Origin of the sequence: Corallococcus praedator (genome assembly GCF_003612125.1) — a bacterium.
Taxonomy (GTDB): Bacteria; Myxococcota; Myxococcia; order Myxococcales; family Myxococcaceae; genus Corallococcus; species Corallococcus praedator.
On sequence record NZ_RAWI01000251.1, the window covers coordinates 1 to 14,011 of the forward strand.

12 protein-coding genes are annotated in these 14,011 nt (G+C 71.0%); 3 read left to right on the forward strand and 9 right to left on the reverse strand.

Annotated elements, in window-relative coordinates; all coding sequences use genetic code 11:
- Window positions 1–98: 98 nt before the first annotated feature.
- The 6 genes from D7Y13_RS27245 to D7Y13_RS27270 form a co-directional block, all read right to left on the reverse strand.
- Window positions 99–1,112, reverse strand: a complete 1,014-nt coding sequence (locus D7Y13_RS27245) for an aldo/keto reductase (RefSeq protein ID WP_120585550.1) — start codon at window positions 1,110–1,112, stop codon at window positions 99–101.
- 90 nt (window positions 1,113–1,202) lie between these two features.
- A complete protein-coding gene (locus tag D7Y13_RS27250; RefSeq protein WP_120585545.1) occupies window positions 1,203–2,507 on the reverse strand; it encodes an AMP-binding protein in 1,305 nt (434 codons plus the stop codon).
- On the reverse strand, window positions 2,504–3,070 hold the full coding sequence (locus D7Y13_RS27255; protein ID WP_244222377.1) for a hypothetical protein: 567 nt from the start codon (window positions 3,068–3,070) through the stop codon (window positions 2,504–2,506). Before D7Y13_RS27255 ends, D7Y13_RS27250 begins: the two co-directional genes overlap by 4 nt.
- A complete protein-coding gene (locus tag D7Y13_RS27260; RefSeq protein ID WP_120585546.1) occupies window positions 3,067–4,746 on the reverse strand; it encodes a M48 family metalloprotease in 1,680 nt (559 codons plus the stop codon). Before D7Y13_RS27260 ends, D7Y13_RS27255 begins: the two co-directional genes overlap by 4 nt.
- Window positions 4,743–5,573, reverse strand: a complete 831-nt coding sequence (locus D7Y13_RS27265; protein ID WP_199732935.1) for a hypothetical protein — start codon at window positions 5,571–5,573, stop codon at window positions 4,743–4,745. Before D7Y13_RS27265 ends, D7Y13_RS27260 begins: the two co-directional genes overlap by 4 nt.
- Complete coding sequence (locus D7Y13_RS27270) at window positions 5,570–7,105, reverse strand: MoxR family ATPase (RefSeq protein WP_120536996.1); 1,536 nt, start codon at window positions 7,103–7,105, stop codon at window positions 5,570–5,572. The genes D7Y13_RS27265 and D7Y13_RS27270 overlap by 4 nt, the downstream gene beginning before the upstream one ends.
- Before the next feature lie 80 nt (window positions 7,106–7,185).
- Here D7Y13_RS27270 and D7Y13_RS27275 point away from each other — a divergent pair, with 80 nt between their 5' ends.
- Window positions 7,186–8,466 carry a hypothetical protein gene (locus D7Y13_RS27275; RefSeq protein WP_120585547.1) on the forward strand — a complete coding sequence of 427 codons (1,281 nt, stop codon included), beginning with the start codon at window positions 7,186–7,188 and terminating at the stop codon, window positions 8,464–8,466.
- A 15-nt stretch (window positions 8,467–8,481) separates the two neighbouring features.
- Here D7Y13_RS27275 and D7Y13_RS27280 read toward each other — a convergent pair whose 3' ends face one another.
- Entirely contained in the window at window positions 8,482–9,111 is a 630-nt protein-coding gene (locus D7Y13_RS27280; protein WP_120585548.1) for a LuxR C-terminal-related transcriptional regulator, read from the reverse strand.
- A gap of 121 nt (window positions 9,112–9,232) precedes the next feature.
- Between D7Y13_RS27280 and D7Y13_RS27285 the strand changes: the two genes are divergently transcribed.
- Window positions 9,233–10,420 carry a S41 family peptidase gene (locus D7Y13_RS27285; RefSeq protein ID WP_120585549.1) on the forward strand — a complete coding sequence of 396 codons (1,188 nt, stop codon included), beginning with the start codon at window positions 9,233–9,235 and terminating at the stop codon, window positions 10,418–10,420.
- A 4-nt stretch (window positions 10,421–10,424) separates the two neighbouring features.
- On the opposite strand, the gene D7Y13_RS27290 is transcribed toward D7Y13_RS27285, so the two are convergent.
- Window positions 10,425–11,501, reverse strand: a complete 1,077-nt coding sequence (locus D7Y13_RS27290; protein ID WP_120537000.1) for a dipeptide epimerase — start codon at window positions 11,499–11,501, stop codon at window positions 10,425–10,427.
- Window positions 11,502–11,565: 64 nt separating this feature from the next.
- On the reverse strand, window positions 11,566–12,075 hold the full coding sequence (locus D7Y13_RS27295; protein WP_120531718.1) for a hypothetical protein: 510 nt from the start codon (window positions 12,073–12,075) through the stop codon (window positions 11,566–11,568).
- Window positions 12,076–12,421: 346 nt separating this feature from the next.
- Here D7Y13_RS27295 and D7Y13_RS27300 point away from each other — a divergent pair.
- Window positions 12,422–14,011, forward strand: a 1,590-nt coding sequence (locus tag D7Y13_RS27300; RefSeq protein ID WP_120630812.1) for a PAS domain-containing sensor histidine kinase, incomplete at its 3' end; no start/stop codon positions are given.

The window sequence follows — 14,011 nt, forward strand, 5'->3', positions numbered from 1 at the left end:
CCCCGGGGGATTCGGGGGAGGGGGCGCCTCCGGAGGAGGGACTGGGACCCGGACCGCGGACATCGAGGGAGCTGGGACGGACATGGGCGCGGCTCGGACTACCTTTCGGCGCGATTTCCAGTGTTGGACTGCGTCAGGCCCTGCATGGAGGCGGGGTAGCGCTCTCCTGCAGCCACCCCCGGCGGCGCGATGGCTTCGATGTCCTCCAGGTCCTGCGGCGTGAGCTTCACCTCCAGTGCCCCCAGGTTGTCATCCAGGTACTTGCGGCGCTTGGTGCCGGGGATGGGCACCACGTCCTGCCCGCGCGACAACACCCACGCGAGCGCCAGTTGCGCGGGCGTGCACTGCTTCTGCCGCGCGAGCCGGTCGATGTGCTCCACCAGCTTCAGGTTGCGCTGGAAGTTCTCCCCCTGGAAGCGCGGCGAGTGGCGGCGGTAGTCGTCCTCCGCCAGGTCCTCGAAGCGCTTGAGCTGCCCGGTGAGGAACCCCCGGCCCAGCGGGCTGTAGGGCACGAAGCCCACGCCCAGCTCACGGCACGCCTGGAGCACGCCGTCCTCCGGATCCCTGCTCCACAGCGAGTACTCCGACTGGAGCGCGGTGATGGGATGCACGGCGCCCGCGCGGCGCAGCGTGTCCGCGTTGACCTCCGACAGGCCCAGGAAGCGCACCTTGCCGGCCTTCACCAGCTCCGCCATCGCGCCCACCGTGTCCTCGATGGGCGTCTTCGGATCCACGCGGTGCAGGTAGTACAGGTCGATGACGTCCATTCCCAGGCGCTGGAGGCTCGCTTCGCACGCCTGCTTCACGTACTCGGGCCGGCCGTTGACGCCCCGGGCCTGCGGGTTGTTGGGGTCGCGGACCAGGCCGAACTTGGTGGCGAGGATGAGCTTCGCGCGGTGGGGACGGAGCACCCGGCCCACCAGCTCCTCGTTGCGTCCCGGGCCGTAGGCGTCGGCGGTGTCGAAGAAGGTGATGCCCTGGTCCACCGCGTGGAGCAAGGTGGCTTCCGACTCCGCGTCGTCACGGCCCGCGTAGAACTCCGACATGCCCATGCAGCCCAGGCCCAGCGCCGAGACGGTGAGGCCCTGCCTGCCCAGCTTCCGAGTCTCCATGCCTTGCATCCTCCACGGCGAGTTCCCTTCTTGAAGGGTCTTCATGCGGCGCGCGGGAGTCCAGGGTAAACGACCATGCGACGGGACGGCTCACCCTGGAGGTGGCAGCTCGCTGCGAAAGGGGAGCGGCTTGGCGGACGGCGGCAGTGCGTCCGCTCCCCGCGCTTCCATGTCCACGACGGGCGCGGACCAGCCCAGGTTGCGCAGCGCCGCCGTCAGCCGCTCACGCAGCGGGCCCACGCTGTCGGCGGGCGCGCCCGCCAGCTCCAACGTGAAGCGCTCCAGCGACACCTGCGTCAGCCGGAAGGCACGCAGCGGGTGGTGCTTGAACACCCACGCCAGGGACCACGCATCCACCGCGCGTCCCGTCGGTGTGTGGAACACGCAGGCCCCGCGTCCGCCAAAGCCCGTCAGCGTCCAGCCGTGGAAGCCGCAGGCACAGGCGTCCCTCCGCACGGTGCCGGTGTCGCCGGGCCGGTAGCGCAACAGCGGCAGCACGCCAGGCCGCAGCCGCGTCACCACCACGTCGTCCCCGTCGGGCTCCAGCCAGACGTCCGGCGTGAGCACGTGGAAGCGGCCCGGGTTCGCGTCCTCGCGGCACTCCCAGGCGAGCGGCCCCGTCTCCGTGGCGGCGTAGTAGTTGAGGACCGGCACGCCCCGCCCGTGCTCCCACGCGTCGCGCAGCGCCCGAGGCAGGTGCTGCGCGGAGGTGAGCACCAGCCGGGGGGCGGGCACCTCCGGGTGGGCCAGCAGCCAGCGCAGCCCTTCCGGATCGGAGAAGACGACGGCCGCGCGCACCCGCTGCAACCGGGCCACCGCGTCGTCGCGCAGCACGGAGACGCGGTGCAGGGCGCCGTCGTGGAAGAGCGGCAGCCGCACCGAGTACTCCAACCCTCCCGGCAGCGCGTCCAGCAACACCACGCGCGGACGCGGCGGCGGCACCGTGCCCGTGTGCTCCGTGAAGAAGCGCAGCACGGCCCACATCAACAGGCAGTCGCGTCTGTCTCTCAGCACGTTCACCGGGTCGCCCGTGGTGCCGGAGCTCTTCACCACCACGCACTCGTCGGACGCGGCGGGCAGCGTGGGCACGTCCTCCCAGTGGCGCGCGAGCGTCGCGCGATCCAACGCCGGGAAGTGCCGCAGGTCCTCCAGCCGCTGGAGGTCGCCCGGGTGCAGCCCCGCCTCCATCAGCACGCGCACGTAGTAGGGCGAACCCTGGAGCGCGCTCCGAAGCCACCCCAGGCGGGATTCCAGCTCCGCGCGGGCCACGGCCTCGTCCGCCGTGGAGGCGCCGCGCGCAAGCCCCGCCGCCACGTCCAGCGCCCACGGCAGGTGGGGCCGCTGGGTGTGGGCATCGCGGCGGATCCGCGCGCGGGGTGCCACTGCCAACGTCACTCGCGCCAGCCCCGGGCCTCGGCGTCCTTCTGCTGGGCCTCCTGCAACATCTTCGCGCGCCGCTCCGCCTCCTGCTTGCGCGCCTCCTCCACCTTGCGCAAGTCCGTGACGGCCTGCCGGTAGTCCAGCGTCTTCAGGCGTTCCTTCGACTCCCGCTCCGTCTCACCCTCGATGTCCGCGCCCAGCGCGGAGCACCACTTGCGCAGGAACTCCTCCTGACGAAAGGCATTGGAGCGAATCATCTCCGCCGTCAGCGGGTTCACCTCCTCGAAGAACTGCTGGAGGCGCGCCAGCGGCGTGCGGTCCGCGGTGAGGTAGAGCACCGTCTTCTTGCGCAGGTCCGACACCACCAGCACGTGCGCGAGCATCCCCACCTGTTCGCGGAACAGCGGGTTCTTCACCCACTTCTCCAGCTTGTCCCACTCGGACTGGGAGGGCGGCTTCTGACTGCCCTGACGGAAGGTGTCGCAGATGATGGCCACCGCCAGGTCGTGCGGATACGGCGACACGATGGGCGAGGCCGCCAGTTGGTCACGAAGGTGCGCGAGCGAGAACGCCATCATTTCTCCAACAAGGCATCGGCCAGCGCCGCGGCGGCGGGACCGAAGTCAGACATCCATTGCACCGTCGCCAGCCGGAAGCGCTTGTCCGCGAGCACCGGCGCCAGCACCTGCCGGGCGCGCTGCTCCTCCGGCACCGCGAGGAAGGCCACCACCCGGCGCGACTTCTTCACCGCTCGGGCCAGGCGCTCCTTCGCGCCCTCCACCTGCATGTTCGCCAGGAAGTCGCTGTCGGAGATGATGACCCGCAGCACATCCGGCCGCTCCTCGGAGAACTTCACCATCTCCTCCACCGGGAACCACGTCCCCCCGCCGATGTAGTGCAAGAGGAAGTCGCGCGCCGTCTCCTCGTCGTACATCCACGGGGAGACGAAGGGCTGGCTGTCCGAGTACACGATGCCGCGCACCTTGGCGCCCTTGCGCAGCGCGGACGCCGCCAGCACCTGCGCCGCCAGCGTCATTGAATTGAGCTGGTGCTCGGGGTTGGGCATGGAGCCGCTGGTGTCCAGGTACAGCTCCACCGCCGGCACGCCCAGGTCCGACGGAGGGGGCAGGTCCGCCTCCAGCTCGCGGCGCAGGGGAGAGATGGCGGCCAGGTGCCCCTGCGTCACCACCGTGAGCGTCCAGTCGATGGTGGACGGATCATCGCCGTACTCCCACGCCTCCGGCGTCGTGCGCAGGTACGGCTCCGGCTTCGCCGGCGAGGACGGCAGCTTCAGGATGTGCCGGTCCACCAGCCGCCGGTAGTGCCGCGCGACCAGGGCCCGCCGCAGCTTCCCGCCGCCCTTGCCGGGCAGGTGGTTCGTCACGCGGCTGATGGTGGTGAGCGGATCCGCGTCCTTCGTGTCGTGCGTCGCGTCCAGCCAGCCCTGCTCCCGGGCCTCCGCCAGCGCGTCCTCCCACCGGCCGCCGGCCTGCACCGCCGCGTCCAGGTCACCCTCGTCCGGCTCGGGGACGTCCCCGGCGAGCGGGATGCGGAAGCGCGTCTTGCCGGGCTCGTCGATGTAGCGGATGAACGCGGCGCAGAAGTAGAGGAATTGCAGCCGCGGGTCCGGCAGCGCGTAGAACGTCTGCACGAACAGGCGCGCCTGGCTGCGGAAGCCCGGGTAGTCCTGCTCCAGCTTCTCCAGGCGCCCCCTGGGCACGAGGTCGCCGGGCTCCTTGCGCCACAGCTCCTCGTAGAGGGCCAGGTAGAAACAGAACAGCGGGGTCGTCCCGCCGGCCTTGTCCTGTCCCGGCTCTGGCGCGCGGAGGAAGCCCCGGTACACCTCGCACAGCGCCTCCGCGTGGGTGCGCCCCACGAACTCGTTCACCTGGAGGTCGAAGAACAGGTTGGTGAGCGACTGGCCCAGTCCGGGCAACAGCCGCTGCTCCAGCACGCGCAGCTCCGCGTCCCACCCCAGCGTGTGCGGGAAGCGGACGTGGTGCCCGATTTCATGCGCCAGCACGGCGGTGAGGCTGTCGCGCGCGCCCATCCGGTCCAGCAGCTCGAAGTGGACGAACACCTGCCGGCGCACCATGTCGATGTACGCGAGCGGTTCGTCCTTCGCGTCCGGGTCGGGGCGGAAGGGGCGGTGCGGCTCGGGCGGGCTCAGTTGCACGCGCACGTCCCACAGCGCCAGCGCGTCGCGCCAGCACCGCTCCACCTCCTCCGGGGTGAAGGCCACGCGCCGGGTCATACCGGCAGGATGACCGCCAGCCACTGGGACGTGTGCATCGTGGCCACCGCGCGCCATTCGTTGCTCAGGGTGCTGTACCAGTCGCCCGCGCGCGGGTCGCGCTGTGACAGCGACGTGATGGCCTTGACGGTCATGCGCGTGGGCTCCAGCCGCTCATTGCAGCCCATGGGGCCCAGGAGCATGGGCTTCTTCGAAAGCCATACACCCTGGGTGGCCGCGTCGCGTCCGCCCGCGGCGGTGGCGCGGTGCCGGTCGTGCACGCACACCACGGTGGGCGCGAGGAAGTGCACCTCGCCCGGCATGAAGCGGCTGTCCTCCTGCGACAGGTCCACCCACAGCGCGGTGGACGTGTCGCCCAGCGCTTCGGGAGGAGGCTCCATCGCCTCGTTGGCGATGGCGTGCAGGTGGCCCTCGATGTCGTCCAGCGAAGGCAGGTTCGCGCCCACGCGGCAGAACAGGCGCTGCACCCACGGCGGCGCGGACTCCAGGTTCTCGCTCAGGTTCCACATCCGCGCGAGCGCCGCGGCCTGACGCTCCACGGGCAGCCGGGGCAACAGGCGCGGCACCAGCTCCGACCACGCGAGCGTGAAGAAGTTCTGCCGCCCGGCGGACGTCGGGTACAGGTAGCCCAGGCCGATGCCCTCGGCGCCCAGGCGCAGGTAGTTGCGGAGGAGCTCCTCGCCCTGCGCCGCGTCCTGACCGGAGGCCGCCAGCGCCTGGCCCATGCGCGCCACCGGGCCCTGGAGGAAGCCCGTCCACAGCGCGCGGTCCCAGCGCACGAAGCGCGAGCGCGCTTCCTTCTCCACGGAGTCGACGAACTCGCTCATGGCTGACCGCCCGGGTTTTCCTTCAGCCACGTCGCGTAGTTGCGGTAGCGGCTGTAGAGGGACTTCAAGTGGATGATGTCCTCGTACACCGGGCCGGACAGCTCGTGGCGGGACATCAGCTCGTTCATCAGCACGGTGACGGCGGACAGGCGCTTCTCGGTGGTGCGCAGGTCCACGCCGGACAGGCCCAGGTCCAGTTCGGTGCGCAGCTGGACGACCTTCTGGCGCAGCGGCGCGTGCGTGCCGTAGCGGGCCATGGCCATGTCGAACATGTTGCGGATCCACGCCACGCGGTCCTGGAGCAGCAGCTTGTTGCCCTTGCCCTCGAAGAAGGGGCTGCGCGCGTTGGGGGTGAGCTTCTCGTGCAGCACCCAGGGGATGATCTGCCGGAAGTCCTCCAGCTCCACCGCGCGGTGGCCCCGGAAGAACGCGAGCGCCTTCGCGAAGTGCAGGATGGTCTGGTACGCGCGCACGCTGGTGCCGTTCTCCGTCTGCGTGCAGAGGTGCACCTTCTTGTCCAGGGGGCACTGCTCGTTGCACACCGCGGACACCGTCTGGCCGGCGAGCTTCAGCGTGTCCTTGTGCTTGAACTCGAAGCGCGGGGACGCCATGCGGCAGAAGTCGAGCTGCCCCAGGAAGAAGGCCACGCGCTCCAGCGCGTCCCTGGGCACCTCCACCGCGAGGATGGAGTTGTAGGCCTTCTCCAGCTCGCCCGGCGTGAAGACGATGTCCTTCGGGAGCAGCTCCTCCGGGGACTTGTCGGACTCGATGCGCTGGAGCAGTGTGTCCACGAAGCCCGAGTTGAAGGGCACCGCGCGCACCACGACGTCGATGCGGTCCTTGAGCGCTTCGATGACCTGGAAGGTGCCGCCGCCCTGGTCGTCGTTGGCGGTGAGGAACCAGGACGAGCGGCCGGTGTAGACGTACTGGTCCATCATCTCCGCGTAGCCTTCGCCCAGGAGCGACAGCAGGGCGGACTGGGTCTTCGTGGGGATGCGGTTGTACTCGTCGATGATCTTCACGCGCTGGCTGATCCACTTGCGCCAGCTCACCTTGACGGCGGACAGGTCCTCCGCCTTGAGCATGTCCGACGGCAGGGGCGCGCCCAGCAGGTCCGCGATGGACAGCTGCGGATGTCCACGCTGGATGCCCCGGTGCACGTCCTCGCGGCCCATGCCGGACAGGAGCGCCATGAGGATGGCGCTGGTCGTCTTGCCCCGGCCAGGGCCACCCACGAGCAGGGCGCGGCGGCAGGTGAAGAGCGTGAGCAGCGGGATGAGGACGAAGGAGCTGTAGCTCATGTCCTCCGGCAGGTGCAGCTCATCCCCGGCGGCGTTCTTCAGCGCGGCGGTGCCGCCGAACTCGATGTCGTAGTAGGGGCAGATGACGGCGTTGTTGGTGATCCACCAGTACGCCTGCCGCATCTTGTCGTGGAGGCTGCCGCCGTCGCGCTCGGACAGGTGGACACTGAGGCCCTTGTCCGCCGATGCGCGTCCGGTGAGCAGGCGCGAAACCCAATCCTGGTTGGCCATGGAGGAGGCGGACTCTAGCCCGTGGGCGAGGGGGTGGGGGAGTGGATGGAGGCTGCCCGGTCCTCCAGTAGGCTGGGGCGATGAAGGCCCTCTGGCGTGCCCTGTCCCTGTCGACCCTCGTGGTGCAGCTGTCCTGCGCGTCCCTGCCGTGGTCGCCGTTCGACTCGGAGGCGCGCACCGAGGCGCGAATCTTCGAAGCCGTGGAGCGGGTCTGGGTGGACGACCTGCCAGGTGCGCAGAAGCGGATCTCCGATGTGTTGGAGGATGCCCCCGGCAACCCGGCGGCGCTGGTGGTCCAGGCCTGCCTGTTCCTGGAGCAGGGAGACCTGGAGGCCGCGACCCGGACCGTGGCGCGCCTGGACGCCGTGGCCCCCCGGCAACCGGAGACGCACATCCTCCAGGAGCTCCTCGAAGAGCGTCGCCGGACGCCGGTGCCCGGGTGGAGCGAGTCGATGCGGCGGGCGTGGGTGGACGCGGGGGCCCCCGACCTCGAAAAGGAGGGACTGGCGACGAACCTCACCCCGCGGACGGTGCCGCTCTCCCCCACGGTCTGGGAGAACACGCGGTCCGCGGAGGAGCGCTTCATCGCCATGCTGGCGGACGGCGGCACCGAGGACCAGGAGCGATGGCTCGCCGACCACCTCTCTGAGTTGCAGGACCGGGGGCTGATGTTCTCCGCCCTGGAGTACTTCCAGCCCCGTGAAGACCGGCCGCCGGAGGTCCGCGCCCGGGCGCGACAGGTGCTGCGAAAGCGACTGGCACCGCTCGCCGCCGTCGAAACGCGCGAGTCCGAGCTGCCGTTGATGCTGCTGTTGGTGGACACCTCCCTGGAGGCGCCCCTCACGCAGGAGGAGATGGCGGCGCTGGAGCGCCTTGCTTCCCTGCCGCTGTACACCGGCACGCCGATGTCCCAGCTCTACGCGGACGCGGAGCGACGGTTGAGGGCCTCGGGGGTCACCCATCCCGGCGCCGGCCCCTTCATGGCCGCCGTGATGTCGATCCACACGGCCGCGCCGTTCTGGCTCCTCAAGCGGGTGGACGTGACGAAGGACCGGCTCTCCGCCGAGGAGCGGATGCGGCTGGGCCGGTCGGTGTGGACGCTGGGCGGACGCGTCGCCTCCGGGCCCACGCTGCTGGAGCACCAGCTGGGGTTCCGGCTCATGGAGCAGGGGGCCGAGCTGATGGGAGACGAGGCGCAGCGCGCCCTGGCGGCTTCGGAGCTGAGGCAGGGAGAGGCGATCCGTACCGCCTCCAACCAGATCCTGATCACCCGATGGCCGCTGCCGTCCCTCTTCCGGGAATGGATGAAGGAAAGCGTGGCCCATGAGTGGGAGCACCTGGGCAGGCTCGTCGAACCCTGACGCGCTGGCTTTACGTCAGAGCGTCACGAGCCCCAGCCGCGCGGCGCGCACCACGGCCTCCGTGCGCCGCTGCACGCCCAGCTTGGCCAGCACCGCGTTGACGTGGAACTTGGCCGTGTGCTCGCTGATGGCGAGCCGGTCCGCGATGGCCTTGTTCGACAGGCCCTCCGCCAACAATCCCAGAACCTCGCGCTCGCGCGGCGTCAGCGTGTCGTGCGCCGGTGCACCTGTCGGGGCCGTGTTTCGTGGCGCGGCGCGGACCTGCGACAGCCCGGGTTCGAACACCGTGAGCCCGCGCGCCACGGCATGCAGCGCGGCCACGAGCATTTCGGGCGCCACGTCGCGGAACAGCAGCCCGCGTGCCCCCGCGCCCAGCGCCAGCTCTCCCGCCGCTTCATCCGCCACCAGCGCCAGCACCGGCGCGCCCAGGTCCGGCGCCGCGCCCTCCGTCAGCCGCAGGCCCGTGTCCCAGAGCACCACGTCGGGCGGTCCGCCCCGCGCCGTCTCCAGCTCCACCTGCGTGCCGGAGGCCACCACCGTCCAACCCTCCCCCTGGTCGCTCAAGGCCCGTGCGAGCGCACCCCGGGCCAGGGGGTCCTCCGAGACGAGGGCGAGCCGCTGCGATGAAGGGGGTGCATCCAACATGGGCCCCTCATCCCTAACCGCCCCCGCCGCGTTCGCCACCCCGCACAGCGCCGGAAGCCCTTTGCTTCCCTCTGGGGGCCGCGCCTGTGAAGAATCGTGAAGTCCTCACGGGAGGCGGCACATGGCGGTCCAGACGGCGCGGTGGCTGGCGGTTGCGGGGCTGCTGATGTCGGCCAGCGTCCACGCGGCGCCAGGGCCCTACACGAAGCTGGGTGATGAAGTGGTGGCCCTGGTGCGCACGCGCTTCCACGACGCGCAGAAGGGCGCCGCCTGGGCGGACGCGCACCAGGGCTACGCCGCCGACGTGAAGGACGCGGAGGACTTCGCCCGGCGCACGAACGCGGCGCTCGCGGAGCTGAAGGTCTCCCACACGACCTACTACCCGAAGCAGTCCCCGGGCCACGCGGCCGTGTCCTCCATCTTCCAGGGCTTCCTGAAGCCGAAGAAGGTGGAGGCCACCGGCATCGGCGCGGACGTGATGGAGACCCCCGACGGCTTCTTCGTCCGCCATGTCTTCGTGGAAGGCCCCGCCGCGAAGGCGGGCCTCTTGCGCGGTGACCGGCTGCTCACCGTGGAAGGCCAGCCCTTCCATCCCTGGCGCGCCTTCGCCAACCGGGCCGGCAGGGCCACGCGGCTCACCGTGGAGCGCACGAAGGGCGCGGAGCCCCTGTCGCTCACCGTCACGCCCAGGAGCATGGACCCGCGCAAGGAGTGGCTCGCGTACCAGAAGGCCAGCTCGCGCGTCGTCGAACACCAGGGCCGCCGGGTCGCGTACCAGCACCTCTTCTCCTGCGCGGGCGAGGACCACCAGCAGTTGTTGGAGGAGACGCTGCAGGACGCCTTCGCGGACGCGGAGGCGCTGGTCGTCGACTTCCGCGACGGCTGGGGCGGATGCAGCCCGGCCTTCGTCAACCTCTTCAACCCCCAGGTGCCCACGATGGTGAGCACCGGCCGCGACGGCAAGACGCAGACCCTGTCGATGGCCTGGCACAAGCCGGTGGTGCTGCTCGTCAACGGCAACTCGCGCAGCGGCAAGGAGCTGGTGGCCTTCGTGCTGAAGCGCCACCGGCTGGCGACGCTCGTGGGGCAGCACACCGCGGGCGCGGTGATGGCGGGCGGACCGCAGAAGCTGTCCAACGGCGACCTGCTCTACCTCGCGGTGATGGACGGGACGGTGGACGGCGAGCGCCTGGAGGGGGTGGGCGTGCCGGTGGATGTGGAAGTTCCAGACGGGCTGCCGTACGCGGTGGGCGTGGATCCGCAGAAGGCGCGGGCGCTCGACGTGGCCGCGTCGTTGGTGAAGGGCTGACGCTTCAGCGCAGCGTGACGCCGTGGCCCGGCGCGTCCGCATCCAGCGTCAGCCGTGAGCCCGCGTAGTGCGCACCGCCCTGGAACGGGTGGCTCGCGATGAACAGCGGCGTGTCCAGGTCCGCGTAGGTGAAGCCGCCCAGGCCCGCGGCCAGATGCGCGGACGCGCTCATCGCGAGCACGCTCTCCACCATGCCACCCACCATCAGCTCCAGCCCCGCGGCGCGCGCGAGGCTCCACATCGTCATCGCCTCCACCATCCCGCACTTCATCGTCTTGATGTTGATGGCGTGGCAGGCGCCCTCGCGGATGAGCCGCAGCACGTCCTTCGCGGACCGCGCGGACTCATCCGCGCACACCGGCACCTTCGAGCGGCGCGTCACCTCCGCGAGCCCCGCGAAGTCGGAGGCGGGCACGGGCTGTTCGAACAGCGACAGCGGCACGTCCGCCCGCTCCAGCTCCTTGAGGAAGGCCAGCGCCTCCGCCACGTCGTAGCCGCCGTTCGCGTCCGCGAAGAGCCGCGCCCTGGGGGCCTCCTGGTGGATGGCGACGAGCCGCGCCGCGTCCGCGTCCGGATCCAACGCGCCGACCTTCACCTTCAACGTGTCGATGCCCCGCCCCAGGATGGCCCGCGTGGACGCCACCGCGTGCGCCACGTCCCCGGCCGTGACCGTCATGTCGATGTCCAGCGCGGTGCCCGCCCCGCCGAAGAAGACATGCAGCGGCAGGCGGTGGTGCCGGGCCAGCGCGTCCAGGAGCGCCATCTCCACGCCACACCGCGCGGAAGGGGCCAGCGCGAGCGCGTCCGCCAGCGCCTCCGACGCCGGCCGCCACGCCTGGGCGTCGCGCCCAAGCAGCAACCCCCGCACCGACTCCAGCGCGGTCAGGGTGCTGCCCTGCGTCTCCCCGCTCACGGCGGTGAAGGGGGCCGCCTCGCCCAGGCCCACGGTGCCGTCCGCGAGCGTGACGCGCACGAGCACGTTCTCCGCCGCGTGCTGTGCGCCCGTCGCGATGGCGAAGGGCTCCGTGAGGGGCAGGTGCAGCGGTTCGAAGGAGGCCTGCGTGACGAGGGTGGGGCGCATGGGCGGGGCGAGTGTGGCCGACGTCCCCGGCCCATGGGGAGCACTTCCTTGCGCGAGCCGGGCGTTAGAGGCGGGTGAACGTGAGCGTCGTGGACCCCGTGAGGCTCGTCAGCCCCTGGGGCCACAGGCACGCCAGCAGGTCCGTGTTGATGACCCGGTTGACGAGCAGCACCTGGTCCCCCTGGAAACGACCGTGGGTCACCCTTCCCACGGCGGTGAAGACCTGGAGGTTGCCCACCACGTTCGCGCCCACGCCCTGGAAGGTGAATGTCGAAGAAGAACCATCACTCCACGCGATGGTGGCCTGCGAAGGCCCGAGGTTCGCGACACAGCTGTTGTTGAAGCTGGCTCTCACATCGAGCGTGCCGGAGGTGATGGCGGCGACGCTCGTGGTGCAGGCGTCGTAGTCGGAGGAGTTTGTGTAGGCGACCACCCGCGGAAGCGCCTTGAGGCCGGGCGTCCAGGTCTGGTGGAGGGTGCCCGTGCACTGCACGTCCACCTGGGCCTGGGCGGGTGCGGCATGCAGGAGCAGCAGGGCGAAGAACGCGACGGACCACGGAGCGAACCGGTGCATGGGAGGACCTCGTGGGGGTAGGGGGCGGAAGGAAAAACTCCCCCGGCCAAGGTGGGGCCTCGGTGGCTCGGGGCCCATCGCCTCCAGGGGGCAACCCACACCTCGCCTGACGACACTTTCAGCGGTTCACCGCTTTGACCTGTCTCGCGGCTTCCTCTGTCTGCAATCCAATTACCCGCAATTCCTGAGTGGTGTGAAAGACGCGTACGGGGGGACCCTGACTTGAGCCGCCGTGCGATTCGTGGCGACATGCGGGTCCCCGGGAGGTTGGGCAGGGCCGGGGCCGCGCAGGGAATCCTGTCAGGGGGCGGCTCCCCATCCCCACTGGATGCGCCTGAGGAGGCGGATGTCCGCGATCGACACGACCGTGCCCCGTCCGCTCGCGGACGCGCTCCTGGCCGCGCTGGAGGAGGCCGAGCGTGAGCACCCCGAGGCGTGCATGGTGCTGCGCGCCGTGCGCTCCGACGCGGGGGCCATCATCGACTTCGAGTGGCTGTGGGCGAACCCCGCCGCCGCGCGCGCGCTGGGCCACGGTCCGGAGTTCCTGCGCGGACGGCGCCTGGGCGAGGTGTCCACCGTGGAGGGGCTGGCGGGCCGCATGGACGTCCTGCGCCAGGTGGTGGAGTCCGGCCGGCCGCGCGCGGACAACTTCGCCGAAGGGGAGTCCTGGCTGCAGAGCACCGCCGTGCCCCTGCGCGACGGGGTGCTGGTGCGGCTGCGCGACGTCACCAGCGCCCAGCGGATGGAGGAGGGGCTGCGCGACACGCTGGACTGGGTGCGCGACGTGCTGGAGAGCATGCCGGACGCCTTCTTCACGGTGGATACGGACTGGCGCATCACCTACGTGAACCACAACGCCGCCGCGCTCACCGGCCACACCCAGGAGACCCTCTTCCGCCGCGTGCTGTGGGAGGCGTGTCCAGAGATGTGCGGCACGCCCATGGAGCGCGCGCTGCGCGAGGTGGCCTCCGAGGAGGGCTACCGCCTCTTCGAGCTGCGCACCGGCAAGGACCGCTGGCACGAGGTGCACACCTGGTCCAGCGGCCGCAACATCTCCGCCTATGCGCGCGACGTCACGGACAAGAAGCGCGTCCAGGCGGAGCGCGACGCGCTGCTCGCCCGCGAGCACTCCGGCCGCCTGGAGGCGGAGGCCCTGGCCCAGCGCCGCACGCATGAGCTGATGGCCGCCCGGGAGCGGCTGGTGCAGTCGGAGAAGCTGGCCATGGCGGGCCAGCTCGCCGCGGGCGTGGGCCACGAAATCAACAACCCGCTGTCCTACGTCTCCGGCAACCTCCAGTTCGCGGTGGAACAGCTCACGCCGCTGGCCCGCCGCTCCGGTTCGGCGACGCAGACGGCGCTGGCCGAGGCGCTGGAGGCCCTGCGCGAGGCGCGCGAGGGGGCCGAGCGCATCCGCGTCATCGTGCGCGACCTGCAAACCTTCGCCCGCGCGGACGAGCTGCGCCTGTCGCCGGTGGACGTGCACGCGGCGCTGGAGTTCGGCATCTCCATGGCGATGACGCACCTGCGAAGCCGCGCCCAGGTGGAGCGCTCCTTCGGGCAGGTGCCCCGCGCGCTGGCCCACGAGGCGCGCCTGGGTCAGGTGTTCCTGCACCTGCTCATCAACGCCGCGAACGCCATCCCCGTCGGCGACTTCGAGCGCCACCGGGTGACGGTCACCACCCGCCGCGAGGGCGCGTGGGTGCTGGCGGAGGTGTCCGACACCGGCCTGGGCATGACGCCGGAGGTGCTCCAGCGCGCCTTCGAGCCGTTCTTCACCACGCGTCCCGTGGGCGAGGGCTCCGGTCTGGGCCTGTCCATCTGCCTGGGCCTCGTGCGCAGCATGCACGGGGAGCTCACCGCCACCAGCATCCCCGGCCTGGGCAGCACCTTCCAGGTGCGGCTGCCCGTCTCGGAGACCGCCCCGCCCCCCCAGGTC

What these genes read in the sequence shown, in the direction of transcription:
- D7Y13_RS27280 (WP_120585548.1), bottom strand. Translation starts at nt 9,111, where the DNA reads ATGTTGGATGCACCCCCTTCATCGCAGCGGCTCGCCCTCGTCTCGGAG.
- D7Y13_RS27255 (WP_244222377.1), bottom strand. Translation starts at nt 3,070, where the DNA reads ATGATGGCGTTCTCGCTCGCGCACCTTCGTGACCAACTGGCGGCCTCG.
- D7Y13_RS27260 (WP_120585546.1), bottom strand. Translation starts at nt 4,746, where the DNA reads ATGACCCGGCGCGTGGCCTTCACCCCGGAGGAGGTGGAGCGGTGCTGG.
- D7Y13_RS27290 (WP_120537000.1), bottom strand. Translation starts at nt 11,501, where the DNA reads ATGCGCCCCACCCTCGTCACGCAGGCCTCCTTCGAACCGCTGCACCTG.
- D7Y13_RS27270 (WP_120536996.1), bottom strand. Translation starts at nt 7,105, where the DNA reads ATGGCCAACCAGGATTGGGTTTCGCGCCTGCTCACCGGACGCGCATCG.
- D7Y13_RS27245 (WP_120585550.1), bottom strand. Translation starts at nt 1,112, where the DNA reads ATGGAGACTCGGAAGCTGGGCAGGCAGGGCCTCACCGTCTCGGCGCTG.
- D7Y13_RS27285 (WP_120585549.1), top strand. Translation starts at nt 9,233, where the DNA reads ATGGCGGTCCAGACGGCGCGGTGGCTGGCGGTTGCGGGGCTGCTGATG.
- D7Y13_RS27265 (WP_199732935.1), bottom strand. Translation starts at nt 5,573, where the DNA reads ATGAGCGAGTTCGTCGACTCCGTGGAGAAGGAAGCGCGCTCGCGCTTC.
- D7Y13_RS27275 (WP_120585547.1), top strand. Translation starts at nt 7,186, where the DNA reads ATGAAGGCCCTCTGGCGTGCCCTGTCCCTGTCGACCCTCGTGGTGCAG.
- D7Y13_RS27295 (WP_120531718.1), bottom strand. Translation starts at nt 12,075, where the DNA reads ATGCACCGGTTCGCTCCGTGGTCCGTCGCGTTCTTCGCCCTGCTGCTC.